26 protein-coding genes are annotated in these 25,918 nt (G+C 32.1%); 15 read left to right on the forward strand and 11 right to left on the reverse strand.

From position 1 onward, the window contains the following. A complete protein-coding gene (locus IUY40_RS07250) occupies nt 1-477 on the reverse strand; it encodes a CYTH domain-containing protein (protein ID WP_195736364.1) in 477 nt (158 codons plus the stop codon). A 223-nt stretch (nt 478-700) separates the two neighbouring features. Between IUY40_RS07250 and IUY40_RS07255 the strand changes: the two genes are divergently transcribed. Both IUY40_RS07255 and IUY40_RS07260 read left to right on the forward strand, forming a co-directional pair. Next, nucleotides 701-1,621 (forward strand): OmpA family protein, encoded by a 921-nt coding sequence (locus IUY40_RS07255; RefSeq protein ID WP_195736195.1) that lies wholly within the window; start codon nt 701-703, stop codon nt 1,619-1,621. Nucleotides 1,622-1,642: 21 nt separating this feature from the next. After that, nucleotides 1,643-2,194, forward strand: coding sequence for a hypothetical protein (locus tag IUY40_RS07260; protein ID WP_195736196.1), 552 nt, complete (start codon nt 1,643-1,645; stop codon nt 2,192-2,194). A gap of 183 nt (nt 2,195-2,377) precedes the next feature. Here the strand turns inward: IUY40_RS07260 and IUY40_RS07265 are convergent, their stop codons facing one another. From IUY40_RS07265 to IUY40_RS07285, 5 genes are all read right to left on the reverse strand, one after another. Beyond that, nucleotides 2,378-3,421 (reverse strand): o-succinylbenzoate synthase, encoded by a 1,044-nt coding sequence (locus IUY40_RS07265; RefSeq protein WP_195736197.1) that lies wholly within the window; start codon nt 3,419-3,421, stop codon nt 2,378-2,380. 73 nt (nt 3,422-3,494) lie between these two features. After that, entirely contained in the window at nt 3,495-4,697 is a 1,203-nt protein-coding gene (locus tag IUY40_RS07270) for a tetratricopeptide repeat protein (RefSeq protein WP_195736198.1), read from the reverse strand. Nucleotides 4,698-4,845: 148 nt separating this feature from the next. After that, nucleotides 4,846-5,523, reverse strand: a complete 678-nt coding sequence (locus tag IUY40_RS07275; RefSeq protein ID WP_195736199.1) for a metal-dependent hydrolase — start codon at nt 5,521-5,523, stop codon at nt 4,846-4,848. A 27-nt stretch (nt 5,524-5,550) separates the two neighbouring features. Next, nucleotides 5,551-6,513, reverse strand: coding sequence for a 1,4-dihydroxy-2-naphthoate octaprenyltransferase (menA, locus tag IUY40_RS07280; RefSeq protein WP_195736200.1), 963 nt, complete (start codon nt 6,511-6,513; stop codon nt 5,551-5,553). 133 nt (nt 6,514-6,646) lie between these two features. Continuing rightward, a complete protein-coding gene (locus IUY40_RS07285; protein ID WP_195736201.1) occupies nt 6,647-7,480 on the reverse strand; it encodes a 1,4-dihydroxy-2-naphthoyl-CoA synthase in 834 nt (277 codons plus the stop codon). Between the two features lie 263 nt (nt 7,481-7,743). Between IUY40_RS07285 and IUY40_RS19600 the strand changes: the two genes are divergently transcribed. After that, nucleotides 7,744-7,869 (forward strand): hypothetical protein, encoded by a 126-nt coding sequence (locus tag IUY40_RS19600; RefSeq protein ID WP_255520464.1) that lies wholly within the window; start codon nt 7,744-7,746, stop codon nt 7,867-7,869. 332 nt (nt 7,870-8,201) lie between these two features. Here IUY40_RS19600 and IUY40_RS07290 read toward each other — a convergent pair whose 3' ends face one another. Continuing rightward, the gene (locus IUY40_RS07290) at nt 8,202-9,056 is read right to left on the reverse strand and encodes a S1-like domain-containing RNA-binding protein (protein WP_195736202.1); all 855 of its coding nucleotides are present in this window, start codon (nt 9,054-9,056) and stop codon (nt 8,202-8,204) included. 164 nt (nt 9,057-9,220) lie between these two features. Between IUY40_RS07290 and IUY40_RS07295 the strand changes: the two genes are divergently transcribed. Next, entirely contained in the window at nt 9,221-10,570 is a 1,350-nt protein-coding gene (locus IUY40_RS07295; protein ID WP_195736203.1) for a M20/M25/M40 family metallo-hydrolase, read from the forward strand. Between the two features lie 64 nt (nt 10,571-10,634). Here the strand turns inward: IUY40_RS07295 and IUY40_RS07300 are convergent, their stop codons facing one another. Then, complete coding sequence (locus IUY40_RS07300) at nt 10,635-10,976, reverse strand: DUF2853 family protein (RefSeq protein WP_195736204.1); 342 nt, start codon at nt 10,974-10,976, stop codon at nt 10,635-10,637. Nucleotides 10,977-11,069: 93 nt separating this feature from the next. Beyond that, nucleotides 11,070-12,731 (reverse strand): 2-succinyl-5-enolpyruvyl-6-hydroxy-3-cyclohexene-1-carboxylic-acid synthase, encoded by a 1,662-nt coding sequence (menD, locus tag IUY40_RS07305; protein ID WP_195736205.1) that lies wholly within the window; start codon nt 12,729-12,731, stop codon nt 11,070-11,072. 134 nt (nt 12,732-12,865) lie between these two features. Between menD and IUY40_RS07310 the strand changes: the two genes are divergently transcribed. After that, the gene (locus tag IUY40_RS07310) at nt 12,866-14,035 is read left to right on the forward strand and encodes a thioredoxin family protein (protein ID WP_195736206.1); all 1,170 of its coding nucleotides are present in this window, start codon (nt 12,866-12,868) and stop codon (nt 14,033-14,035) included. Between the two features lie 23 nt (nt 14,036-14,058). Further along, on the forward strand, nt 14,059-14,556 hold the full coding sequence (locus tag IUY40_RS07315; RefSeq protein WP_195736207.1) for a GNAT family N-acetyltransferase: 498 nt from the start codon (nt 14,059-14,061) through the stop codon (nt 14,554-14,556). A gap of 334 nt (nt 14,557-14,890) precedes the next feature. Here the strand turns inward: IUY40_RS07315 and IUY40_RS07320 are convergent, their stop codons facing one another. Beyond that, a complete protein-coding gene (locus tag IUY40_RS07320; RefSeq protein ID WP_195736208.1) occupies nt 14,891-15,472 on the reverse strand; it encodes a glutathione peroxidase in 582 nt (193 codons plus the stop codon). 581 nt (nt 15,473-16,053) lie between these two features. On the opposite strand from IUY40_RS07320, the gene IUY40_RS07325 reads away from it, so the two are divergent. The 7 genes from IUY40_RS07325 to arsB all read left to right on the forward strand — a co-directional run bounded on the left by IUY40_RS07325 (nt 16,054) and on the right by arsB (nt 20,751). Beyond that, the gene (locus IUY40_RS07325; protein WP_195736209.1) at nt 16,054-16,584 is read left to right on the forward strand and encodes an RNA polymerase sigma factor; all 531 of its coding nucleotides are present in this window, start codon (nt 16,054-16,056) and stop codon (nt 16,582-16,584) included. Continuing rightward, nucleotides 16,584-17,372 carry an anti-sigma factor gene (locus tag IUY40_RS07330; protein ID WP_195736210.1) on the forward strand — a complete coding sequence of 263 codons (789 nt, stop codon included), beginning with the start codon at nt 16,584-16,586 and terminating at the stop codon, nt 17,370-17,372. The genes IUY40_RS07325 and IUY40_RS07330 overlap by 1 nt, the downstream gene beginning before the upstream one ends. Before the next feature lie 96 nt (nt 17,373-17,468). Beyond that, entirely contained in the window at nt 17,469-17,855 is a 387-nt protein-coding gene (locus IUY40_RS07335; protein ID WP_195736211.1) for a DoxX family protein, read from the forward strand. A gap of 355 nt (nt 17,856-18,210) precedes the next feature. Beyond that, nucleotides 18,211-18,543, forward strand: a complete 333-nt coding sequence (locus IUY40_RS07340) for a metalloregulator ArsR/SmtB family transcription factor (RefSeq protein ID WP_195736212.1) — start codon at nt 18,211-18,213, stop codon at nt 18,541-18,543. A 19-nt stretch (nt 18,544-18,562) separates the two neighbouring features. Continuing rightward, nucleotides 18,563-19,048 (forward strand): DUF6428 family protein, encoded by a 486-nt coding sequence (locus tag IUY40_RS07345; protein ID WP_195736213.1) that lies wholly within the window; start codon nt 18,563-18,565, stop codon nt 19,046-19,048. A 19-nt stretch (nt 19,049-19,067) separates the two neighbouring features. Then, a complete protein-coding gene (locus IUY40_RS07350) occupies nt 19,068-19,688 on the forward strand; it encodes a protein-tyrosine-phosphatase (protein ID WP_195736214.1) in 621 nt (206 codons plus the stop codon). A 1-nt stretch (nt 19,689) separates the two neighbouring features. Next, on the forward strand, nt 19,690-20,751 hold the full coding sequence (gene arsB / locus IUY40_RS07355; protein WP_195736215.1) for an ACR3 family arsenite efflux transporter: 1,062 nt from the start codon (nt 19,690-19,692) through the stop codon (nt 20,749-20,751). Nucleotides 20,752-21,099: 348 nt separating this feature from the next. Here the strand turns inward: arsB and ccsA are convergent, their stop codons facing one another. Next, nucleotides 21,100-24,357 carry a cytochrome c biogenesis protein CcsA gene (gene ccsA, locus IUY40_RS07360; protein WP_195736216.1) on the reverse strand — a complete coding sequence of 1,086 codons (3,258 nt, stop codon included), beginning with the start codon at nt 24,355-24,357 and terminating at the stop codon, nt 21,100-21,102. A 197-nt stretch (nt 24,358-24,554) separates the two neighbouring features. Between ccsA and IUY40_RS07365 the strand changes: the two genes are divergently transcribed. Further along, complete coding sequence (locus IUY40_RS07365; RefSeq protein ID WP_195736217.1) at nt 24,555-25,316, forward strand: Rossmann-like and DUF2520 domain-containing protein; 762 nt, start codon at nt 24,555-24,557, stop codon at nt 25,314-25,316. Further along, nucleotides 25,300-25,827: an HAD-IIIA family hydrolase gene (locus IUY40_RS07370; RefSeq protein WP_195736218.1), complete on the forward strand. Its 528-nt coding sequence runs from the start codon at nt 25,300-25,302 to the stop codon at nt 25,825-25,827. Before IUY40_RS07365 ends, IUY40_RS07370 begins: the two co-directional genes overlap by 17 nt. The last annotated feature ends 91 nt before the right edge of the window (nt 25,828-25,918 follow it).

The raw sequence follows: 25,918 nt of genomic DNA on the forward strand, positions 1-25,918 counted from the left end.
CTATTTATTTTCCCACTCTGAGAATGGATTCTTACTTAAATAAGAATTATAATATCTTGGATCATTGGTAACTTCTTCTCCCAACCAATCTGGTTTATCAAATGTGTCTGTTTCTGACTGAAGTTCAATTTCGGCAATTATCAAACCTTCATTTTCTCCATAAAATTCATCTACTTCAAAAACATGATTTCCTGATCTTACTTCGAATCTGGTTTTCTCAATTTTGCCTTTCTCACACAATTTCAATAATTCCTGTGCTTCATCTAGCGGGATTTCGTTTTCCCATTCAAATCGTGACATTCCACTATCACTTCCTATTCCTTTTATAGTAATAAACCCTTTTGTACCTTTAAGACGGATACGCACTGTACGCTCTGGTTCGGAGCTTAAATATCCCTGAGCAATTCGATTTTTGGCGAAAGCCTGCTCTTTAAAATCGGTTGTTTTAACTAAAAATTTTCTTTCTATTTCTACCATCTTTTCCATAACTAAATTCAGTTAGCAAGTTACTGATTTTAATTAATTGGCGAATCAAGATTCTTAATACCGTTTTACAAACTCTAATTATAAGTCTTAAAAAGTGAGTTATTCCTAAAACATAAAGCCAAAATAATTACAACAATAATATTAAAATAACTGACTAGTAACGTTTTGCATTTATTTTTTTGTTAAATTTGAGAGAATTTAACTCATAAATATTATGTCTAAAAAAACACTTTATCTATTAGGCATTGTAGTCACTATTATTTTAGGTACATTTTTGTATTTAAAATTCTGCTGCAATTGCTGTATGAAAGAACCTGCAGACGATATCGAAAAAGTAGTTATTGTAAAAGAAACTGTCACAGAGATTGTTCCTTTTGTAATTAATGGTGATGGTATTGACTACCGCAGTAGCGACAATATTAAGTTCCTGAAGAACAGCGCTTCAGTTATCTTACCAGTAAAAGACTCCGTAACAATTGGCATTAAAAAGCTAAAAACTTTCTTAGATGGAAATCCTAAACAAAAGGTTACCATTACTGGATATGCTACTACTGAGGAAAAAAACACTACAACTTATCCTAATCTGGGGTTAGCAAGGGCAAATGATGTTAAAAACTATTTTGTATCAAAAGGGCTATCTGCTGGGAATTTTGACACTAAAGGAGAAATAATTGATAGTTGGAAAACTAATGCAGATACGCTGTTAGGGCCTGTTTCATTCCTAATAAACAACTTAACTGATACTGTTGCATCAAATGCTAATGGTGAGGATTTTGCGGCTTTAAAAGCCAAAATAAATGCTGCCCCTTTGGTACTTCATTTTAATACCAATAGATCTAATAATAGCCTAAATGCTACAGAACGCCAGAAAATTAAAGATATCACTTATTATATCCTTCACGTAAATGATGCCACCTTATTGGTTGTTGGACATTCTGATAATGTTGGAAAACGTGAATCGAATGTTGTTTTAGGACAAAAACGTGCTGATTTTACTAAAGACTATTTATCTAAGAATGGTATTGACAGCAACAAAATCGAAACCCAATCAAAAGGGCCTGATGAACCTGTAGGTGATAATACAACCGCCGATGGGAAAGCAAACAATCGTAGAACTGTAGTTACAATAAAATAATTAATCCAAAAAAATAACATTATGAATATACCTTGTATCTTAATACCAGCACTTGTTGGGTTAATCTGTGGAATTTTAGGTTACTTAATAGGAAAAATGGCTTCGAAAGGAAACAATTCAGATTTACTTTCTTTACAAGCCGAATTAGACTCTTGCAGAGCAAATACTAAGAATTTAAATGCAAAAATAACTTCTTTAGAAGCCGATTTAGCAGCTAAATTAAATTCTTCGGCATCTGCACAATCATTTGTTGCAAAAACCACTCCTGAAATTGCTTTTGATGCTGCACTAGCTGCCACCGCATTTGGTAAAAAAATAAAGAAAGATGACTTAAAAATAATTGAAGGAATTGGTCCTAAAATTGAAGAACTTTATCATAAAGCTGGAATCAAAACTTGGTTGGCTTTATCAGAAACACCAACGTCTAAATCGCAAGCTATCTTAGATGAGGCAGGCGAAAGCTACATTATTCATAATCCTAGAACCTGGGCAAGACAAGCCAAGTTAGCTTATGAAGGAAAATGGCAAGAATTAAAAGAATGGCAAGATGCCTTAGATGGCGGAAAAGAATAATTTTTGTTATCTAAACTTAAAAAACTAGCTTTATGCTAGTTTTTTTTATTTACAGATTAAAGCTTATCAAAAAATCTTTGTCAAATTTCAAAACTTTGACAAAGATACTTATGCTATTTTATATAAAATACCTAACAGGTTTTGAAAACCTGTTAGGATAACAAAGTAGAATCTTTGCAGAGATTAAAATTTATCAATATCTATTTCCCACTTTAAATCTGGATTATACCACAATTGCCCTTGGGTAACTTCTAACGGACAATCAAAATTATTGGTGTACAATGCTCCTGTTCCTAATCCTTGTGGCATCGTATTATTTTGTAAAAAAGTCCATTGCGCAATTGCATTAAGTCCAATATTACTCTCCAGAGCCGATGTAATCCACCAACCAATATTATATTTTTCTGCCAATGTTATCCACTCTTGAGTACCACGAAAACCGCCTATAAAACTTGGTTTTAAAATAATGTATTGCGGTTTTATCTCTCGTAATAATGCTTCTTTATCTTGTAAAGAAAAAACACCTATTAACTCTTCGTCTAATGCTATAGGAAATGGTGTTTTTTTGCATAATTCAGCCATAGCCTGAATATTGTTTTGTTTTATCGGCTGTTCTATGCTATGCAGGTTATATTTATCAAGTTGCCTTAACTTATCTAAAGCTGAATCTAAACTAAAAGCACCATTGGCATCTACTCTAATTTCGACTTGTTCTGGGCTAAAATGACTGCGAATAAAACCTAATAATTCAAGTTCTTTCTCAAAATCGATAGCACCAATTTTAAGCTTAATACATCTAAAACCAGTACCCAATTTCTCTTCAATTTGTTGCTTCATAAACTCTGGTTCTCCCATCCAAACCAAACCATTTATTGCTATCGATTTTTCTCCTGTCGTAAAATCTGAAGAAAATAACATAAAAGGAGTTTCACTTTTTAAAGAACGAAAAGCCATTTCTACACCAAATTGTATTGAAGGAAATGCTAATAAGGCTTCCCAAAGTGCTTTTTCACCAAGATGTATATTATTACATGTCCATTGTAACTTTTCTTCATAATCATCACAATCATCTGCGCTTAAACCCCTAAGGATTCCACACTCACCTATTCCTTTTTTATTATCTTCTTCAATTATAATAAACCAGGTTTCTTTTTCATTCATTACGCCACGTGATGTTCCCGATGGGCGTTTAAAATTGAGTGTATATTTATGATAAGTTGCTTTCAATGTGATTTATTTTAAACATCTAATTGTGATTTACTTATTAGCCATATAAGCTATTTTTCTTGTTGTAAAATAATTAATTAAAAAGATCTAAGACTCTGTCGAAGTTACCAGAGGGCAAATTTGCTTTCTTAAAAACCATAAAATCAAGCTTTACTTTTTCTATCCAACTTAAACTGTCTGTTACGTTTTGGGTTTGATATTTTTTATAAATTGCTTTGGCATCTTTATAATCACCATTTACCAAATAAGCATGTGCTAAATTGAGTTTTAGCTGCAACTCCGTTTCATCTAATTTTTCGCCTTCTTTTAAGAACTTAAGTGCTTTTTCATATTGTTTTGTCACTATGTAACAATATCCAATCGAACTATAATCAAGCGCTGTTGCTTTTTTGTCTGCAATTATCGTATTGAGTAAAGCTATTGCTTCGCCATACTTCTGACTTTTAATCAGTTTAGAGGCCTGACTTCTTAAATCACTGTAAATGTTTTTTGAAATATTTACATCGCTATAACAGGTACTCCCATAATCTTTATAGGCTTTTATTTTTTCCATTGCCAATAATTTATCAAACTCGGTATAACGATATTTATTTTGAATTTTTTCAAGAATACAAACGCAAAAATCATCAGAATTTGCCATTTTTTGTGCCAAATTTGAGGTTTTACATTGGCTAATGATTTCTTTCTTATTCTCTTGATTCCAACCACGGCTTAACTTTACATCAACCCAAGGCACTACTTCTAGAACTACTTTTTGTTTTAAAAGCCAATTTTTACTCTCGAACCCAAACCAAATTACATTAGTATTTGACTGCAAACAACTTAACTTATCTAATGATAACCGTTTTGCATCTTTACTTATTGGTTCTTCTTGCGCATAACATGCCTTATCTGTTTTACCACTTTGAACATAACTTTTAGCTGTTGCCTGATCAGTAAAAAGGGCATACTTACACTTATCATCACCTGATATTTTAGACATTAAAAACACTGCTCCTGCAGAACCCTGGCTAATTCCCGTAGGATCTGGAATCGATTTTAATACGGATACCAAGCTATTTGTTAATTGTTGATTTTCATCCAATAGCGTAATTCTATAAACTACTTCGGTTGTGCCTAATGGTAAATCTTCGGTTGAAATGATGATTCTGTCGCGGGCTGGAACGATTATTTCTTTGGTGGTTGATCGCTCTTTATCCCAATAGCCTTCTTTTTGAGCAAAAGCTGAATAAAATGAGCTTATTAAAAGTACTAAAACTAGGTTTCTAGATTTCATTTTGTTAAATAGATGTATATATATTTTTTAGCCCTGACAACAACGATATCCTTTTCCTTGCTCCTTTAGCAAGGAAAAGATAAAGCATATAGCGATCCCGATAACTCCTAATTATTTGATTACCTATGAACAACAAATACTATTCCATTTATAATTCGATAGATTCTCCTATCTCAAGAAGCATTAAGTCTTTTCCTTTATCAAAAAACTTACGAATTGCTTCATCATGATTAATTTTGATATATCCAAAAGTATCAAAATGATAGCCAAGAATTTTATCACATTCGATAAAATCTGATGCTATAATAGCATCCTCAACATCCATGGTAAAGTTATCTCCTATCGGTAAAATAGCCAAATCCAGCTTGGTACGCATCGGGATTAACTTCATATCCATTGTAAGGGCAGTATCTCCTGCTATATAGATATTTTTGTGTTCACCTTCAATTACAAATCCTCCTGGATTCCCTCCGTTACTACCATCTGGAAACGAACTTGAATGTATCGCATTTACATATTTTACTTTCCCAAAATCAAATTGCCAACTTCCTCCGTGATTCATTGGATGAGCTTTTAACTCTCTTTGGGCAAAATAACTTGCAATTTCGGCATTAGAAACGATTACTGCTTCAGTACGTTTAGCAATTGCTTCGGCATCCAGAATATGATCACCATGTGCATGCGTTAATAAAATATAATCTGCTTTTAATGTGTTAATATCGATATGTGATGCCAATGGATTTTCCGAAATATAAGGATCTACCAAAAGGTGTTTTCCTCCAACTTCGATTCCTAATGACGCATGACCGTAAAATGTAATTTTCATATTGATACAAATTTAAAGTTTTATAAATTATCTTCCTCCTAAGAAAAGATTAACGATAATGTCTGAAATTAATGATATCATACACAGAGTCAATAATACTGAAAGTAAAAATGTACTTAGCGCAACTCTTTTTAACTCTGGATCTAATAACTTAGGCTCTTTGTTTTTAGAAACTACAATTAAATGTTTTGTTAAAGGTATATAAGCCAATAAAAACAAGTATTGATCAAAATTATAATTACTTAATATAGCAAATAAAACTACCGAAACCATTGCAGTTATAATTAGAAAGTAATGGTACTTTTTAGCTGCCTGACCTCCCATTTTTACCACAATTGTATTCTTTCCTGATTTTCTATCTGAGGCTTCATCACGCATGTTATTTAGGTTCAAAACCCCTACACTCAACAATCCTATTGCTACTGCGGGTAAGATTAAAAGCGGATCTATTTCTTTCGAATATAAAAAATTCACTCCTAACGTACTTACTAAACCAAAGAATACGAATACGAATATATCTCCAAACCCTTTATAACCATAAGCAGAGTTCCCAACCGTATAACGAATTGCTGAAACAATTGCAGCAATACCTAATATTAAAAAAAAGATTGAATACACTAAATTTGTTTCACCAAAAGCAAAATAAATCAATGTTATTGCTGACAATAAAGTTAATATAGCTGTAATAAACATAGCCTTTTTCATGGCTTGTGGCGTTATTACTCCGCTTTGTATGGCGCGCTTAGGCCCTATTCTATCTTCATTATCAGTCCCTTTTACCCCATCCCCGTAATCATTGGCGAAATTGGATAAAACTTGCAGTCCTAGTGTTGTTAAAAGTGCAAAACCAAAAATTTTCCAATTAAAAACGTCTGTTGGCGTATAAACGTTTTCTGTGGGATTTGCCAAAGCGTACATACTTCCTACGATAATCCCTGAGACTGATAAAGGCAATGTTCTTAATCTAGCGGCTTCAATCCAATGTTTCATTCTGTTTTTTATTTAGTTTATTTCAGGTTTCAAGTTCTTGACCTGAAATTTGGTGCTATTTTTAATTAAAAAAAAATAGTTTTCGTTTTATTATTTTAATTTCTGTTTACAAGCAATGAACTTGAAACTTTAATTACGGTAACCATTTGTTTTCACCAAAGTTAGGCTTTCTTTTTTCCAAGAAGGCATTTCTTCCTTCTTTTGCTTCTTCTGTCATGTAGGCCAAACGAGTGGCTTCTCCTGCAAAAACTTGTTGTCCAACCATACCATCATCAGTAAGGTTCATAGCAAATTTTAGCATTTTTATAGATGTTGGTGATTTTTGTAATATTTCTTGTGCCCACTCATACGCAGTATCTTCTAGTTCATCATGAGGAATTACTGCATTTACCATTCCCATATCCATTGCTTCCTGAGCTGAATAATTACGCCCTAAGAAGAAAATCTCACGTGCTTTTTTCTGCCCAACCATTTTAGCTAGATAAGCAGAGCCGTATCCTCCATCAAAACTAGTCACATCAGCGTCGGTTTGCTTAAAAATAGCATGTTCTTTACTCGCCAATGTCATATCACATACAACATGTAAACTATGTCCTCCGCCAACTGCCCAACCTGGAACTACTGCTATAACTACTTTTGGCATAAAACGAATCAAACGTTGTACCTCTAGAATATTCAAACGATGTTGTCCATCTTCTCCTACATATCCCTGATGCCCTCTTGCATTTTGATCTCCTCCACTACAAAAAGAATATACTCCATCTTTAGTCGAAGGTCCTTCAGCAGATAATAAAACTACTCCTATTGAAGTGTCTTCTTGTGCGTCGTAGAATGCTTGGTATAATTCGGAGGTTGTTTTTGGTCGGAATGCATTGCGTACATTAGGTCTGTTAAATGCTATTCTTGCAACTCCATTACACTTTTTATAGGTTATATCTTCAAATTCTCTGGCAATAATCCAATCCATTAGATGCTATTTTTAATTAATTATAGTGTAAAAATAAATCATTTTTTACACTTTAGACTATACATTCTTGATGAAGTCGCTTCTAAAATAATTTTATCCAAATGTTAAAACTTGTTTTAAAATAAAAAATGATATGATTTTATAGTGTATTTTATTTTTTATCTTTATCTTTACCATCTATTAATCAATGTGATACATTATTTTACGTACACATTACATGATTGATTTTCTTTCACTGATTTATTAACCTAAAAAATGATTTTTTGAGAAAATTTAAAAAATTTGTCGCTCATTTTTCTAAGGTTTTAAATTTAAAAACTTTAGACAATGGGCAAATGAGAATAGCATTTGTCGGAATTGCAAAAAAAGATAGTAACACCTACGGTTAACAAGGAAGATTTATCAAATTACTCTATAAATGAGTACCAATTATTGTTTGATCGTCTTTAAAAATATTAAAAATAAACCAAAGGTTCAGCCGTGAAATTGATTTTAGCTTATACGTATTTGTTATCCTTATTTCCAGACAAACCCATCTGAAAAAGTAGTAAATCACACGCAACAAGACTAAGTACACTATTTACATATTGTGTGGTTCTATTCACTTTTCGTGATGAAAGTAGATTTATTTTTATTTTTGTTTTTTTTTAATTACAATTTTTTTTTAAAACTAGAATAAAAAGAGAAAGGCTAATCGTAATGATTAGCCTTTCTTGTTATATTATTCCTTAACTAAGTAAATTCCATCTTCCTTAATCTCGATTAGTTTTTCTCTATAAAGAGCTCCAATAGCTTTCTTGAATGTTTTCTTACTCATTTTGAGTACTGTTTTAATGTCTTCTGGATGAGAATTATCTGTAAGCCTTAAAAAGCCTCGGCTTGCTCTTAATTCATCCATTATTTTCTCAGCATTTGGCTCGATACTTTGATATCCCTGCACTTGCAATGAAACATCTATTTTATTGTCAGGGCGAATGTTTTTAATATAGCCACGCATACGATCTCCTGTACGAATAGCATCATCATATACCTCATCTTTATATAACAATCCTTTATGTCTCTCATTAATAATTACATTGATTCCTATCTCGGTAATATGCGAAACAATTAAATCTACCTCTTCGCCATTTTCGACTGTAAGGTTATCATTGTTCAAGAATTGGTTTGTTTTACTTGAAGCTACCAAACGATTGGTTTTTTCGTCCATGTATAAATAAACCAAATAACGCTTTCCTTTTTCCATAGGACGCGCCTGCTCTTTAAACGGAACAAGTATATCTTTTTCCATCCCCCAATCCATAAAAGCACCTATTTGATTGATGTAATTTACACGCAAAAGTGCAAACTCATTTAGTAAAATATAAGGTTCTAATGTTGTTGCAACTGGTCGCTCTTCATGATCTAAATAAACAAAAACGATAAGTTCTTCGCCTATTTCAAATTCATTTGGAACATATTTATTTGGTAAAAGTATGTCATGTATCCCTTCTGGATCTTTTTTGGGGTTACCTAAAAACAATCCTACTTTGGTATCACGTAATATAGTTAGTGTATTGTATTTTCCTATTTCAATCATCTTCTTTAAAGTTCTGTATTGCTATCTAAGCAAGTTTCTAAGTTGCAAAGGTACGAAGTTTGAATCTACCAAGAAAAAGTATTTATTAAGGATTCTGTTGTCATGTTTTCTAATCGTTTTGTTTTTTAATTAAATTTGAGATCATATTAATAAATTCCAAATAAATGAAACCACTATTTCTTATCTATTTCTTTACATTATTGTTTTTATCTCCACCAATACATTCGCAAACTAATGATGATCCTGAAATAAGAAAAATGATTACTGAGGTCAAAGCCGAAAGTCTTGAAAATACTGTTGTAAAATTAGTTTCTTTTGGAACCAGACATACCTTGAGTGATACCAAAAATAAAACACGAGGCATTGGTGCTGCTCAAAAATGGGTGAAATCTGAATTTGATAAGTATGCATTAGAATCTAACGGAAGATTAACTGCTAGCATTGATTATTTTACGGTAAAAGCTGATGGAAAACGAATCCCAAAAGACAGTCAACTTGCAAACGTTATGGCTACTTTAAAAGGAACTGATCCTGCTGATGATCGTGTACTTATCATTAGTGGACATCTTGACTCACGTGTATCTGATGTGATGAATATTAAAGATGATGCCCCTGGCGCAAACGATGATGGCTCTGGAGTTGCTGCAATGATGGAAATAGCTAAAATTATGAGCAAAAGATCTTTTCCCTGCACAATCATTTTTGTAGCTGTTACGGGTGAAGAACAAGGTCTTTATGGCGCAAAACATCTTGCTGAATTAGCCAAAGAATCTAAATGGAATATAATTGCCATGATTAATAACGATATGATTGGAAATAGCTTATCTAGCGGTACAAACCTAAGAGACAATACTCAGGTTAGGGTTTTTAGCGAGACTATTCCCTATCTAGAAACTGAAGAAGAAGCTAAAATTCGTAAAACGACAAACAAAGACAATGACAGCTCCTCGAGACAATTTGCGAGATACATTAAAACTACTACAAGTCAATATGTTGATCAATTAAACATCAATCTTGTTTATAGAAACGATCGTTTTTTACGCGGTGGCGATCACACTCCATTTAGTCAAAATGGGTTTACCGCAGTACGCTTTTGTGAAATGAACGAAAATTTTAATCATCAGCATCAAGATATACGAACAGAAAACAATATAAAATATGGGGATCTTCCTGAATTTATGGACTTTGAGTATTTAAGAAAGATTACCTGCTCTAATCTAGCAACCTTATCTAATCTGGCTTGGTCTCCAAAAGCACCTGTTAACGTAGGCATTGATGTAAAATCTCTTTCTAATTCTTCTACATTATTATGGAGCCCTGCTACTGATAAAAAGATATATGGTTATCAGGTTTTGATGCGAGAAACTGCATCATCGCATTGGGAAAAAACTTTTTTTACTAATGACACAAAAATTGAACTTCCCTACTCCAAAGATAATTTTTTCTTTGCTGTACAAGCTGTAGATTCATTAGGCCATGCTAGTTTAGCTGTTTTCCCTATTCCTATACGATAAAACCTCAATTAATTTTCATTAAAAAAGCGCCTTTTGGGCGCTTTTATTATTTTATAATGAGATACTATTTGTAAACACTTTCTTTTTTAAAGTATTTCGTTAACAAATAATACACAACTGCTCTATATTTATTCTTGTTTGAGCGTCCATATTGTTCTAATACGGCATCGATTCCTGCATCTAAAGCTGGAGTATCTGGCAAGCCTAATTTCTTGATTAAAAAATTATTCTTTACAGTATCCAATTCCGTTTTTTGCGTTCCTGCAACCGTTGCTGCATCTGCATTATATATTGACGGACCACAACCAATGGTTACTTTTGTCAATAAATCCATATCTGGAGTTACACCACATTTATCTTTTAAATCAGCAGCATACTTTACAATTAATTCGTCTCTTGCACTCATAAATAAAATTTTAATAGTTGATTAATAGTTGGTTTATACTCTCAAATTTAAGCTTTTATTCTTTATATCGTGTTTATTTAAGACAAAAAAAGGTTACAATAATTCTTTAAAAAACTGAAGCAATATTTTGTCATTTTCAAATGTTGGCGTGAAAATTTCCAGAATTGTTGGCACTCCCTTTGCATTGTATAATGATTTTAATCCCAATTGTAATGCGTTTTCATCATCAGCCTTTATATAATTCATTTTGAACATTCCTGCTATATGTTCGGCCGTTAAATGATGCGATGTTTCAAAGAAGGTATTAAATACAGGTTGCTCCTGATGCCCTGGCAAAATACGGAAGATTCCTCCTCCTCCATTGTTTACGATTATGATTTTAAAATCTTTCGGAATATAACTGTTCCATAAAGCATTACTATCATACAAGAAACTAATGTCTCCTGTAATAAAAACTGCTGGCTTAGGATTACCTACTGCAGCTCCTATAGCTGTTGATGTGCTACCATCGATACCACTCGTGCCACGATTACAGAAGACATCTATTGAAGTATCTATATCGATTAATTGTGCATATCGAATAGCGGAACTATTACTTATTTGCAACTGACTATTTTTAGGCAATGATTCAATTACTTTTTCAAAGACTTTAAAATCTGAAAACGGAATTTTACCTAAATATTCTTGTGCTCTTACTTTTCTTAAATCATTTATTTTTTCAATTTTTGAAAAGTAATCACTTTTTATAGATTGTGTTTGAGGCAAAAATGCTTCAAAGAAATCGTTTGGATTTGTTTTTATATGATATGGTGAAGCCCCAAATGTATCATACGCTCTTAACGTATCTATATGCCAATGTTGCTTTGGTTTGTACTTTCGTAAAAATGCTTTGATGCGTTTAGAAACTATCATTCCTCCAAAAGTGACTAAGATTTCTGGTTGAAAATCTTCAAAATCAGTTGGCGTAAACGGCGTAATTAAGGTATCGATACTGTTTACAAAACTCGGATGATGTAAATTAGATGTTGTTTCTGTTAAAACTACTACTGATTCATCATTGGCTAATCTTTCAATTATTTTCTGACTAATGGCATTGGGCTCATTTACCCCCACAAGTACCATCTTACGAACCGATTTATTCCAATCAGCAATCCTATTAGCTAAATCTGCTATTATTTCTGATTGGTTTTCTTTTACATAAGTGCTTATTATTGGTCTTACAACAAGTTCTGAAACTGTTTCATATAAAGGCTCTTCGAATGGAGCATTAATATGTACTGGTCCTTTTTGTATTCTGGCAGTATCTATTGCTTCATTTATTTTCTTGTCATTCGCTATCGAAACATCTTCATGTAAATTAGCATTGTACAAGGAATGGTTTATATATACATTTTCCTGACGAATAGTTTGTCCATCACCAATGTCTATTTTACTTTGTGGACGATCGGCTGAAATTACAATTAATGGAATTTGACTATAAAATGCTTCTGCAAAAGCGGGATAATAATTTAGCAATGCTGAACCCGAAGTACAAACTAAGGCTGTTGGTTGATGGGTTTGCTGAGCGATTCCTAATGCGAAAAATGCTGCACATCTTTCATCTGCAATACTGTAGCACTGAAATGCTGGATTACTAACAAATCCTATGGTTAAAGGGGCATTTCGTGATCCTGGAGATATAATTATATTGGTGATTCCTTTTTCTAAACAAATCTGAATGATACTCTGTGCAAGTGGTATTTTGGGGTAAATCATTTTTTCGAAATTATGAAACACAAAGTTAATAAGTTCAGATATGATTTAGGGTATAAATAACAATATATTACCATCTAATTATAGAAAAAGGAAATATATTTGTAAAAATTATCTTTAATAAAAACTGAAGGATTATGCGTTTAATTTATTTATCGTTGCTTATACTTTTTATTCATGTAGGAAATGCTCAAAATCAATTTACTCATGATGACATTTCATACAAAGATGCTTTAGTAAAGGCAAAACAAGAAAGTAAACCTGTCTTTATCATGCTTTACGCTAATTGGTGCCCACATTGTAATGCTATGAAAAATGGCGCTTTTAAAGATGCTACAGTAATTTCTTTTTTAAAAGACAATTATATTTGTGTTTGGAAAGATATTGATAAAGAAGAGGGGCTTGCCCTAAAAACTAAGTTCGATACCAAATCCTTACCTAGTTTTTTAATTATTGACTCTAATGAAACTGTTTTATATAATTTGAAAGGTGAAATCAAAACTGCTGAATTTTTAAACGAAATCAAAAATGCTTTAAATTCTAAAATGCAATTGCCTTATTTGGAGTCCGTATTTATGGCTGACCAAAGCAATCCTAATAAATGTTTGGCATACTTAACAACATTGAGAAAAGGTCGTGAAAGAGTTGATTTATCCAAAGCTACTCATACTTATCTTGCTACTCAATCAGATGCTCAATTACTTACTGAAATGAACTGGCGCATTATTGCCAATGGTGTAAGTGATATCAAATCACATGAATTTCAATATGTATTGCAACATCAAAAAGAATTTGGAAATGTTGCTTCTCCTAATCGTGTAGAGAGAAAGATAATTAATATTGTAACCGAATTACTTCGCCCGTATACCGAAAGTTTAGATACAATTAATTACTATAAACAAAGGGAAATTGCTAAAACAATTCAGATTCAAAAAACAGATTCTCTTATTTTTTCTTATGATTTAACAATTGCCGAAAGAAGTACCAATTGGAAGTATTATAACAAAACTGCTTTAGATGGAACTCAAAAATATGTATGGAATACTCCTAGTATCTTAAAAGAAATTGGACAAGTTTACCTGAAAAATATTACTGATATTGAAGATCTTAAAAAATCTATCGAATGGGTACAACGTTCTTTAGAACTAAATGATGCTTACGATGGTAACTTATTACTAGCACGTCTTTATATTAAAATTAAAGATAAGAAATCAGCTTTAGCCTATGCTAAAAAAGCAAAAGCTATTTGTAAAGAAATGGATTGGGACTCGAAAGATGCCGATGCTTTACTAGCTGAACTTAAATAAAACTATAAATAATACCGCTCAATATGTCTGTTACAATTCGATCAGCAACGCATCAGGACTTAGGTAAAATCCTTGCTATTGTTAACTATTCTATTCTACATACTACTGCCAATTACAGCTATGAAACTCAGACAATCGAAGTTCAGCAAAAATGGTTTGAAGATAAAAAAGCTAAAAACCTACCAGTTATTGTAGCTGAGCTAGATGGTAATGTTATTGGCTTTGGTAGTTATGGTCCGTTTAGAGAAAAAATTGGATATCAATACACTGTCGAGCATTCTGTATATGTAAGTGAGAATATAATTGGTAAAGGTATTGGTTCTAAATTATTGGTTGAATTAATTCGCTTGGCAAAAGAACAAGAATATCACGTAATGATTGGCGCAATTGATGCCGATAATGCAGGTAGCATTGCTTTTCATGAAAAATTTGGTTTTGTAGCAACTGGAACAATTCGTGAAGTTGGGTATAAATTTGACCATTGGCTTGATTTGGTTTTCATGCAATTGATTCTTAAATAAGAATCCTTTTTTAACAATATAGTATCTAATTAATATAGCTTCTGAATAAATATGATGTGCCATTTGGAAATTATTTATTAATTCTTCTCGTGATGCAGAAATATCCAATAAAATAATATCCCTAATGTTTTTAAACTTATACAATACCTCTTTATTAAAACTACAAACGACACTCCTTTTCTTTGTAATTTAATAAAGTCAAATCTTCTCTTGAATAAACAATAAAAAAAATAATATGCAAATACAAATTTTGCTGTAGAAGGTCATTTTCATAAAAATAAAAAAGCGATTTTCAAGGTATGAAAATCGCTTTTTTATTTCGTCTTTTAATTATTTAGCTTTTAATCCATTTTATTATTTCAGGATCTGTTGGTAACGTTTTAGGATGAATTACTTTTACCAATTCTCCTTTTTCATTAATTAGATATTTCTGGAAGTTCCACTCTACTTCTGAGTCTTGCAATCCGTTTTTAGATTTTTGAGTTAAAAATTGATATACTTCGTTCATATCATCTCCTTTTACCGATATTTTGTCCATCATAGGAAAAGTTACTCCATAGTTTTGTTGACAAAAAGCACCGATCTCTTCATTTGTGCCTGGCTCTTGCGATGCAAAGTTATTTGCTGGAAACCCAACAATTACAAAGCCTTTATCTTTATATTCTTTGTAAATTGCTTCTAAATCTTTGTATTGTGGTGTTAATCCACATTTTGAAGCTGTATTTACTATCATTATTTTTTTTCCTTTTAAAGAAGCAAAATCAAATGGATTCCCTGATAAATCTTCTACTTTAAACTGATAAATAGTTTGTTTTTCCATAGCCTTTTCACTTTTGTTATTTTTCTTTGTTTGCGCTTGATTCTGACAGCTGAACAAAATCATAGCTCCACAGAATAAAAACAATATTTTTTTCATAATTATTTTTTTTATAAAATTAATCAAAATTGATTTACATAATTTCATTCTTCACTTTATTTTATGATTGAACAATTGTTAATTAATCAAAGAAGCCTAATGCTTCTAAACATTAGGCTTCTTCAACAAACAAATTAAATTATTCCGATTAAATTATTTCTCTAAAAAAGGCGTGTAATCTTATATATTTAGATTAAAATTGTAAAAAAGGAAAAGGTTTCCAAATTCGTTCCATCATCTTTTTCCTCTAGAAACGGGCTAAATATTATCCCCCATATTTACCTCAACTATTCTAAAATCGCATTAGAATGGAAACCTATTCCCATATTTAATCAATTATTCTAGTCAAAATATTTCCCCATTCAGACTATCATAATTTACATATACGAGATTAGTTTATGCTTGGTTTCAAAAAAGTTAAAAAAGTTAATATTTTATTTTTTATCTATTTTTAAAAGTATTATAGTTACAAATAAATTATATATCTTTTAAAATTTTAAATTATATTTATACCAGCATTAGCAATATTCATAATTTTAAAACTATAATATATAAGTTTATTCACCCTAAATCTACAAAATATGAGTCAAGACGAATTATTGGTATTAATTTATAAGAAAGACGAAAAGGCTTTTACATATTTATATGATATGTATTCCAAAAGTTTATTTGCTGTTATCAATGTTCTTATAAAAAACAGAGAAGAAGCTGAAGATGTACTTCAGGAAGTATTTGTTAAAATTTGGAAAAATATCGATTCCTACCACGAAAACAAAGGTCGATTTTACACTTGGATCCTTAATATTGCTCGAAATACGTCTATTGACAAACTTCGTTCTAAAAACTTTAATAATAGTCAAAAAAACCTTTCTTCTGATAATTTCGTACATCTATTAGACGACAGTAATAAACTTGTCAACAAAATTGATACTATTGGAATTCAAGAGTTTGTAAAAAAACTAAAACCAAAATGTATTGCTATAATCGATTTATTATTCTTTAAAGGATATACCCAACAAGAAGCTTCTGAAGAGTTGGCGATACCATTAGGAACTATAAAAACACAGAACAGAAATTGTATTAATGACTTACGAATTTATTTGAAATTATAATGGAAACAAAAGAATATATAGAATCAGGTATTTTAGAGCTTTATGTTTATGGATTACTTAGCGAATCTGAGAGCATGGAAGTCGCTGCAATGGCCAAGAAACATGTAGAAATTAACGATGAAATTATAGCCATCGAAAAAGCAATTGTAGCACTTTCTTCTAGTTTCTCTCCTTTTCATTCGGTAGCTAATTTTGAAAAAATAAAAGCTAAACTAGAACTCAAACATGGTAAAGTTGTCGATATGAAACCTACAGCTAACTGGTCTCAATATGTAGGCTGGGCTGCTGCTGTACTTTTCTTATTAGGGTTTGCTTACCAATATGTACAACTTACTCAAACTAAACAAGCAATAGCAATTGTAGGGAGCGAAAAAGACAAATTAAAAAATGATTATGCGCTTTTAGACCAAGAAAACAAAGTTACTGCGCAAAGTTTAGCCATTGTAAGAGATATAAAAAACACAGGGGTTACTTTAGGCGGACAAGCAGTTGCACCTCAGTCATTTGCCAAAGCATATTGGAATAAAGACACCAAAGTAACCTATATTGATGCTGCTGGTTTACCAAAACCTCCAAAGGGAAAAGTATATCAGGTTTGGGCACTTAAGCTAAGTCCAGTACTTACTCCTACAAGCATTGGTTTATTAAGTGATTTTGAATCTAATAGCCAAAAATTATTCAAAGTAGAAGATACTGGGTATGCCGAAGCTTTTGGAATTACTCTAGAACCTGAAGGTGGAAGCCCAAGTCCTACAATGAATCAATTATATACTTTAGGAAAAGTTTAAAATTCAATTTATTACAAAATTTAAAACGCATATTAAAACAACTTAATATGCGTTTTTTTATTTTTAGAAACTAAACTAACCAATAAAAACCAATTTATGAACAATACATTAATCTTAAGAGTTGCCGTTGCCATTATTCTACTTACACACAGTGTTCTTGGGATATTTGACAATGGTATTAATGATTTTGGAAACCTCTATTTAAACCAAATAGGGTTTGCTCCTTTTGGCATATTCCTCGCTTGGTCGATAAAGCTATCACATATTGTTGCTACTATTCTTTTGCTTATCAATAAATACATCAACTTTGCGGCGATTATTACTATTTTAGTGCTTATTATGGGAATTATTTTAGTTCATTTTAAAGAAGGTTGGTTTGTTGTAGGCGGTGGCAGAAACGGGATGGAATATAACTTTTTATTGATTTGTGTTTTATTGGCAATTATGTTCCCCAATGGGTTCTTTAAAGGCTCTGAAAAATAAAGTTTTTTAAGGAACTAAGCTGCAAAGGTTGACTAGTTTGTATATAAATATGAGTATGCTTCGTGAATTTTGCGTTATTTGCAGTTCGTTTTATTACCCTAGCATAGAAAGGGTCTCATTAAGTAGCTAGATATAGTTTATGAAGCTACTTAGTCTTTTTTTTGCACCCGGATTAAACGGATTCGCTTAGGCAAAAACGCGGATAAAAACAGATTTCTTATTACATAAACTAGTCAACCTTAGCAAATCAAAACCTTAGCACCTTAAAAAAAGCATGAAACATTTACATATTTTTTTTATAATTCTCTTTTTTTGTAAAAATCTATATCGTAATATTGCAATATAAAAATATACAATGGGAGCTACTAAAACAGATTTCTTTACCGACAATCAAAACGAACTGGCTATTCTGGCAAAGGCATTAGGACATCCTGCAAGAATTGCTATTATAGAATACTTATTAAAAGTAAATGCATGCATTTGTGGCGATATCGTAAACGAATTACCTCTTTCTCAGCCTACCATTTCTCAGCATCTTAAAGAACTTAAAAATGCTAAACTAATAAAAGGAAATATAGAAGGAAATACCATTTGTTATTGCATTAATGAATCTGGCTTTGAAAAAATTAAAGTCTTTTTTCAACATGTTGAAACGCATTTGGAGAAAAGAAATAATGAATGTTGTTAAATATTAAAAAATATAGATTATGAAACTTTCAGAAATTAAAAAAATCTTACAAACTGTTGAAACAATTAATTTTCAACTGCCTGATGGAACTTTTGTTCCCGAGTATTTTCACGTTACCGAAATTGGTTTAATAACCAAGAATTTTATAGACTGTGGTGGGACTGTGCGTAAGGAAACGGTAGTGAATTTTCAGCTTTGGGATGCTAATGATTACGAGCATAGATTAAAACCTCAAAAATTGGTTCATATCATCGAACTTTCGGAAAAAGTTTTATTCCCAATAGCTACTGGAATTGAAGATTTTGAAATTGAAGTTGAATATCAGGATACTACTATCGGTAAATACGATTTAGATTTTAACGGTAAAGATTTTGTTTTGCTAAATAAACAAACAGCTTGCCTTGCTATGGACAAATGCGGTATTCCAACGGAAAAACAAAAAGTGACTCTTTCGGGTATATCTAATGAATCGAATTCTTGTACTCCAGGCGGAAGCTGTTGTTAATTTTATAAATACTCTTAACATGAGCATCTTATTTCCCGAAATCGAAAATACAACTCGCTCTTTTGATTTTAAAACTATTACTGATGAACGCAAGAATCTTTTGCTGTCTTTAATTGTTTATATACAAGATAGAGTAAATAGTCTACAAGAAATTAGACTTAGTTTTATTTGTACACACAATTCAAGAAGAAGCCATCTGGCACAAGTTTGGGCGCAGACTGCTGCTGCACATTTTGGTATAAAAAATGTTTCTTGCTATTCGGGAGGAACTGAAGCAACTGCTTTATTTCCTGTAGTTGCTATAACGCTAAAAGAATCTGGTTTTAAAATCGAAACTATTTCTGAAGGTCAAAATCCTGTTTATTCGATAAAATTTGCATCTAATGAACATCCTATTATTGGGTTTTCTAAAGCTTATGATGCTAGTTTTAATCCCGAGAATAAATTTGCAGCTATTATGACCTGTTCGAAAGCTGATAATGGTTGCCCTTTTATTACTGGTGCAGAAAAACGCATTCCGATTACTTACGATGATCCGAAAGCATTTGATAATACACCTCAACAATTCGAGAAATATCAAGAACGCAGTGTGCAAATTGCTACCGAAATGTTTTATGTTTTCTCACAAATAAACAACTAATATGTCTGCAAATACTTGTGCTCCTACTGTCGAAAGAAAAAAGTTAGGCTTTCTTGACCGTTTTTTAACGCTTTGGATTTTCCTTGCTATGGCTGTAGGAGTTTCAATTGGTTATTTTATTCCGTCAAGCGGAGATTTTATCAATTCTTTCTCTAGCGGAACCACCAATATTCCGCTTGCAATTGGATTAATACTAATGATGTATCCTCCACTTGCAAAAGTTAAATACGAACTCTTGGGTGAAGTTTTTAAAAATACCCGAGTATTGGGCGCTTCCCTATTCCTTAACTGGATTGTAGGCCCTTTTTTAATGTTTGGTTTGGCATTATTATTTTTAAATGGCTATCCTGAATATATGATTGGCTTAATCTTAATAGGTTTAGCCAGATGTATTGCGATGGTTGTTGTATGGAATGATCTTGCTGAGGGAAATCGTGAATATGCCGCTGGTTTAATCGCGCTTAACAGTATTTTTCAGGTTTTGCTTTATAGCGTTTATGCTTGGTTTTTTATTACTGTTTTACCTCCATATTTTGGTTTTACTGGTTTTAATGTAAACATCTCCATTGGTCAAATTGCCGAAAGTGTTGGTATTTATTTGGGAATTCCTTTTGCTCTTGGCATTGGTAGTCGGTATATTCTTATTAAGCTCAAAGGAATCATTTGGTTTGAGACTAAATATATACCCAAAATTTCGCCTATTACATTGATTGCATTATTGTTTACCATCTTAATCATGTTTAGTCTAAAAGGAGAATTAATTGTACAAATTCCTATGGATGTAATTCGAATTGCTATTCCGCTTATTCTTTATTTTGTAATAATGTTTGTATTTAGTTTTTTTACTGGCAAGTATTTTGGTGCCGACTATTCTAAAGCTACAGCAATAGCTTTTACAGCAACAGGAAATAATTTTGAACTTGCAATTGCTGTTGCTATTGGTGTTTTTGGAATCAATAGCGGTCAGGCTTTTGCTGGCGTAATTGGTCCATTGGTAGAAGTTCCTGCTTTGATTGCTTTGGTTAATGTTGCTTTTTGGTTTAGAAAAAGGTTCTTTTTTTAAGGTACTGAGGTTTCTTTTTAAAGCATTTGGAAGATTGAGCAGATTTATATTGATTGTTTTATCATGAAAACGAATACCCTAGCCCTGATGGAAACGGCATCCTTTTTATTTTTTATTTAAAAATAAAAAGATATAGTGAACAGCAGGAAATAGCTTCTTATTTTGTGAATAGAGATTCTAAGGAACTAAGAAACTAAGGTTCTGAGGGTTTATACCGCTAAGTTCGTTAAGCTTTACTACTGAAATTAAATACTAAAATCTTTCGACTCCGCTCAAAAAGACAATTATAAAACCAAAAAAGGTTCAACTTTTTACAGTTGAACCTTTTTTATGTGAATTAATAATCTGTTATTTTTTATAATACTTGCGGTATTTTGGGTACGTCACAGCTCCTATTAAAGTAATTGTCCCTAATGAATACCAAATCCAATCTAATGAATGTGCTTCTCCGCTTGCGTAAGAGTGTAATCCTACCAAGTGAAAGTTTACTCCATAATAAGTAAATAAGATTGAAACAAATGCAAACATACTCATTAGGTTAAAAAACCATTTTCCGCGTAAAGCAGGTACAAAACGAGCGTGAATTACAAATGCATAAACCATAATACTGATTAATGCCCAAGTTTCTTTTGGATCCCATCCCCAGTAACGTCCCCAACTTTCGTTGGCCCATTGACCTCCAAGGAAGTTTCCTATACTAAGCATAATCAAACCAATAGTCAATGCCATTTCGTTGATGTATGTAATTTCTTGAATATTTAAATCCATCTTGGCTTTGTTGTTCTTATTGGTAAAGAAAATTAATAACAACGATACAAATCCTAATATCATTCCTAGCGCAAATGGTCCGTAACTAGCAACAATTACTGCTACGTGTATCATTAACCAGTATGAGTTAAGAACGGGCTGTAAATTGGCAATTTCTGGATCAATCCAGTTCATGTAGGCCGCCATTAAAATCATTGCTGTTACAAATGCAGATGATGCAACGGTTAATTTTGATTTTCTATCAAAAGCCAACCCAAAGAACATTGTTGCCCAAGCCACATAAACAATAGACTCATACGCATTACTCCATGGTGCATGCTCTGCAATATACCATCGCGCTATTAATCCTAATGTATGTAAACCAAATAATGCCCCAATTATTACATGGAAAACATTTATCGTAATACGCAACGTTTTTTTCTCAAAGAATATATTTACAATAGTAAAAATAAACATTAAAACTGAAGCCGTTATATACCAATACGGAAGTTTCTTGAATACATCATATTTATTATACAATAGCTCTGATGTTATTTTCTCTTCGCTTGGACGAACTTTACTACCAAATTTCTTTTGAAATCCGTTGATACTTTCTAGCAATTCATCGGCTTGTTTAAAATCTTTGGCAATCGAAGCATTGTTTAATGCCGCAAAATACATTGGTATAATTTGCTTCACATACGTTTCGTCCATTCCTTTTAAACCTGCATTGCTAATCTCTAAGTATGAAATCCATTTATTATTTGGATCATTTGGTATCGGAAAAATCTTTAAGATACTTCCGCTTAAAGCCGATTCCATTAAGTTTACCTTTTTATCAGTTTCGATAAAATCTTTCTCAAACTGATTTGGGTTTGCTGCTTTATAAGCTGCATCTAAATAAGGTGATAATTTATAGTTTCCTTTTTCGTCAAAAAATTTAATAAATGGAGCAAAGCCTGCATCTTTATCGATTCCAATAATTTTACGGATACTATCATTTCCTGACTTAATGTATATAATCGGAATTTCTATCCAAACCTGAGCGTATTGCGTCATTGACAAAAATACTTGATCAGAATTCATTCCGTTATACATATCGTCATGACTTACTTTTCTCAATAATTCTGATGAGAAAGTATTAATAGGCTTCATTCTTCCACCTGCATCCTGAATAATCAAACGACCAAATTTGGCTGCATGTTCTTTTGGTGCTTTGTATATATTTATTAATGAATCAAGTTGTTTTTGACTTGGTGGTTTTGTAACATGATTTGCATGATTCTTTGGATCTTTGACCTCAGCTGCATGATCGTGATCTTTCGAATGAGTGTGATTCGGATCAGTACTATGTGCTGCATGGTCGTGGTCGTGATCATGATCGTGGACGTGTTGCTCTTGTGCAAATCCGTTAAAGCTCAACATTAAAACTAAAATAGTAATAAATTTTGCTTTTTTATTTTTTACTTTTTCTAGTTTTCGTTTTAAGTCAGCAAAACGAGAATTTTTGGTAAACATGATTGCCATTAGTCCAAAGTACAACAGAAAATAACCTAAATAAGTTATAGATGTTCCCCAAAAATCGTGGTTTACAGATAAAACTGTTCCTTTTTCGTCTGGATCAAATGAAGATTGAAAGAATCTATACCCTCTGTAATCTAATACGTTGTTCATGTAAATTCTAGCATCAAATGTTTTAGTTGAATCTATAACGGTAACTTTACTTTCAAAAGAAGAATAACTTTTTTCTGTTCCTGGGTATTTTTGAGCAATAAAATCATTCAATTTAACCTTGAAAGGCAATATATAAGCTTTACTTCCGTAGAAGAAAGTATAATCGATATTTCCAATTTTAACTGTTTTAAAATCTCCTATTTTACCTTTTGATCCTAATAATGTTACTTCTTTTTCCTGACCTTCAGCTTTTATTGTTACAGTCAAAGCATCTTCATGCGTTTTTGCCTTGTAATCATTATTAGATTCATAAGCAATAACTCCTTTTACAGCTGGATCTGGAAATACAATACGCATATCTCCGATGCTATATAATGAACGCATCATTAATGGCTGTACATTATCCTTGGTTACTTTTCCTTTAAGTTTATCTGCCATACGCATAAAATCTCCTTCAAAAGGGGTTTGAATCGTATAAGCTTCACCTGTTGTATTGATATTAATAGCTCCCTCTGTAGGTTTATTTAATGCAAATAAAACATTATGAATATTTTGCACTTCGCCATCTTTAAGAAAATGCTCTTCACGACCGCCATCACCCGCTTCAACCAATTTTAAATATAAAATTCCGTTAGCATCTGGTTTAACAACTTCTTTGGCTCCCATGATAAAATCTTTATATTCAACTTCAAACGGAGTTTCATTGAATTTACCCGAGATACTAAAATCATTATTGGCTACTGGAGATAACAGTAAATTTTTCTCAAAAACACGACGTTTCATTTCGCCCTTATACTCACCATCTGCAAATACAGTCAGGAATGTTTTATCAGAATATATTTGATTTTCGGCAGCTCCTTCGCGAATTGGCATCATCCCTTCATAACTAATATAACGTGTTATGAAAGCTCCTAAAAGGATAAAAATGAAAGCTAAGTGCAATAGTAAAGTTGCCCATTTTTCTTTTTTGTGTAATTGATATCTTTTAATATTTCCAAAGAAATTAATTACGAAGAAGACCATTATGACCTCAAACCACCATGAATTATAAATAAAAATTCTGGCTGTGTCGGTATTGTATTTACTTTCTATAAAGGTCCCAACTCCCATTGCAATTGCGAATGTTAAAAAAAGGATGGCCATTAATCGTGTAGAAAACAAAAAGGAGAATATTTTTTTATCCATTATTAAGGAATTACATTTTATAAAGTGGCACAAAAGTACTCAAAAATGTTGACTCAAATATTCGTGAATTTGTTAATAAAATCCAAAATAAAGGGCTTCTATAAAATCTAAAGCGTTATTTTTCTTACTAAAATCAATTTCTGAACGAACTTGCCTAGTAACGGGAGTCCTTTAAAAAAAAATGCTAATTTTGCAATATGATTAAAATAACACTTATTGGATCTGGAAATGTGTCACAACATTTAATAAATGCTTTCGCAAAAAACAGTGCGATTGAACTTATTGAAGTATATTCTAGAACCAAAAAAGAAATAGCTCCACTACTCGATTCTAATAAAATTGTAACTGATCTTACTCTTTTAAAAGAAGCTGATTTATATATTATTGCTGTTTCTGATGATGCAATAGCCATGGTTTCTGAACAATTGCCTTTTAAAAATAAACTCGTAGTGCACACTTCTGGAACTGCTTCATTACAAACAATTAATATAAAAAACAGAGGCGGTGTTTTTTATCCTTTACAAACATTTACGAAGAATAAAGAAGTCGATTTTAAAGCAATTCCGTTTTGTTTGGAAGCAGAAAACAGCACAGACTATTTGGTGCTTGAAACAGTCGCTAAAAGCATTTCGGATGCCGTATATTCGATCAATTCTGAACAACGTAAAGCATTGCACGTTGCAGCTGTATTTGTAAATAATTTCACCAATCATTTATACCAAATCGGACAGGAAATATGTGATGAGCATCGGGTTTCATTTGAAATCCTAAAGCCTTTAATCACCGAAACTGCCAATAAAATTAATACGCTTTCGCCTATTGAAGCCCAAACTGGCCCTGCAAAACGCAATGACATTACAACAATAGAATCACATTTGAGTTATTTATCTAATGAAAATCAAAAAAAAATATACACATTACTAACAAAATCTATACAAAATAATGACAAAAAATTATAAAGAAATAATGAACGACATCACTACTTTTATTTTTGATGTTGACGGTGTACTTACAGATAGTTCGGTTTTTGTAACCAATGAAGGAGAAATTCTTCGTACGATGAATATTCGTGATGGCTATGCCATGAAGGCAGCTATTGAAAGTGGGTATAATGTATGCATTATTTCTGGCGGAAGCAATGAAGGCGTGCGCGTACGATTACGCAATTTAGGAATTACAGATATCCACTTAGGAACTCCTGACAAAGTAGAAACTTTTAAAGAATATACCGAGCTATACAACATTAATCCTGAGCAAGTACTATACATGGGTGACGATATCCCTGATTATCATGTTATGAAATTAGTAGGACTACCTACTTGTCCTCAAGACGCAAGTCCAGAAATAAAAACAATTTGTCGTTATATCTCACACGTAAAAGGAGGAAAAGGTTCTGCACGTGATGTAATTGAACAAGTTATGAAAGTACAAGGAAAATGGATGGAGCACTTTAATGGCAAACACGATTAGAGGTTAGTATTTCAGTTTTCAGTCTCAGTGTAGAACTTGAAACTTGAAACAAAATAAAAACCTTTAGAACCTTAAAAGAAACCTCAGCATC

This window comes from Flavobacterium sp. ALJ2, from assembly GCF_015594725.1.
Taxonomy (GTDB): Bacteria; Bacteroidota; Bacteroidia; order Flavobacteriales; family Flavobacteriaceae; genus Flavobacterium.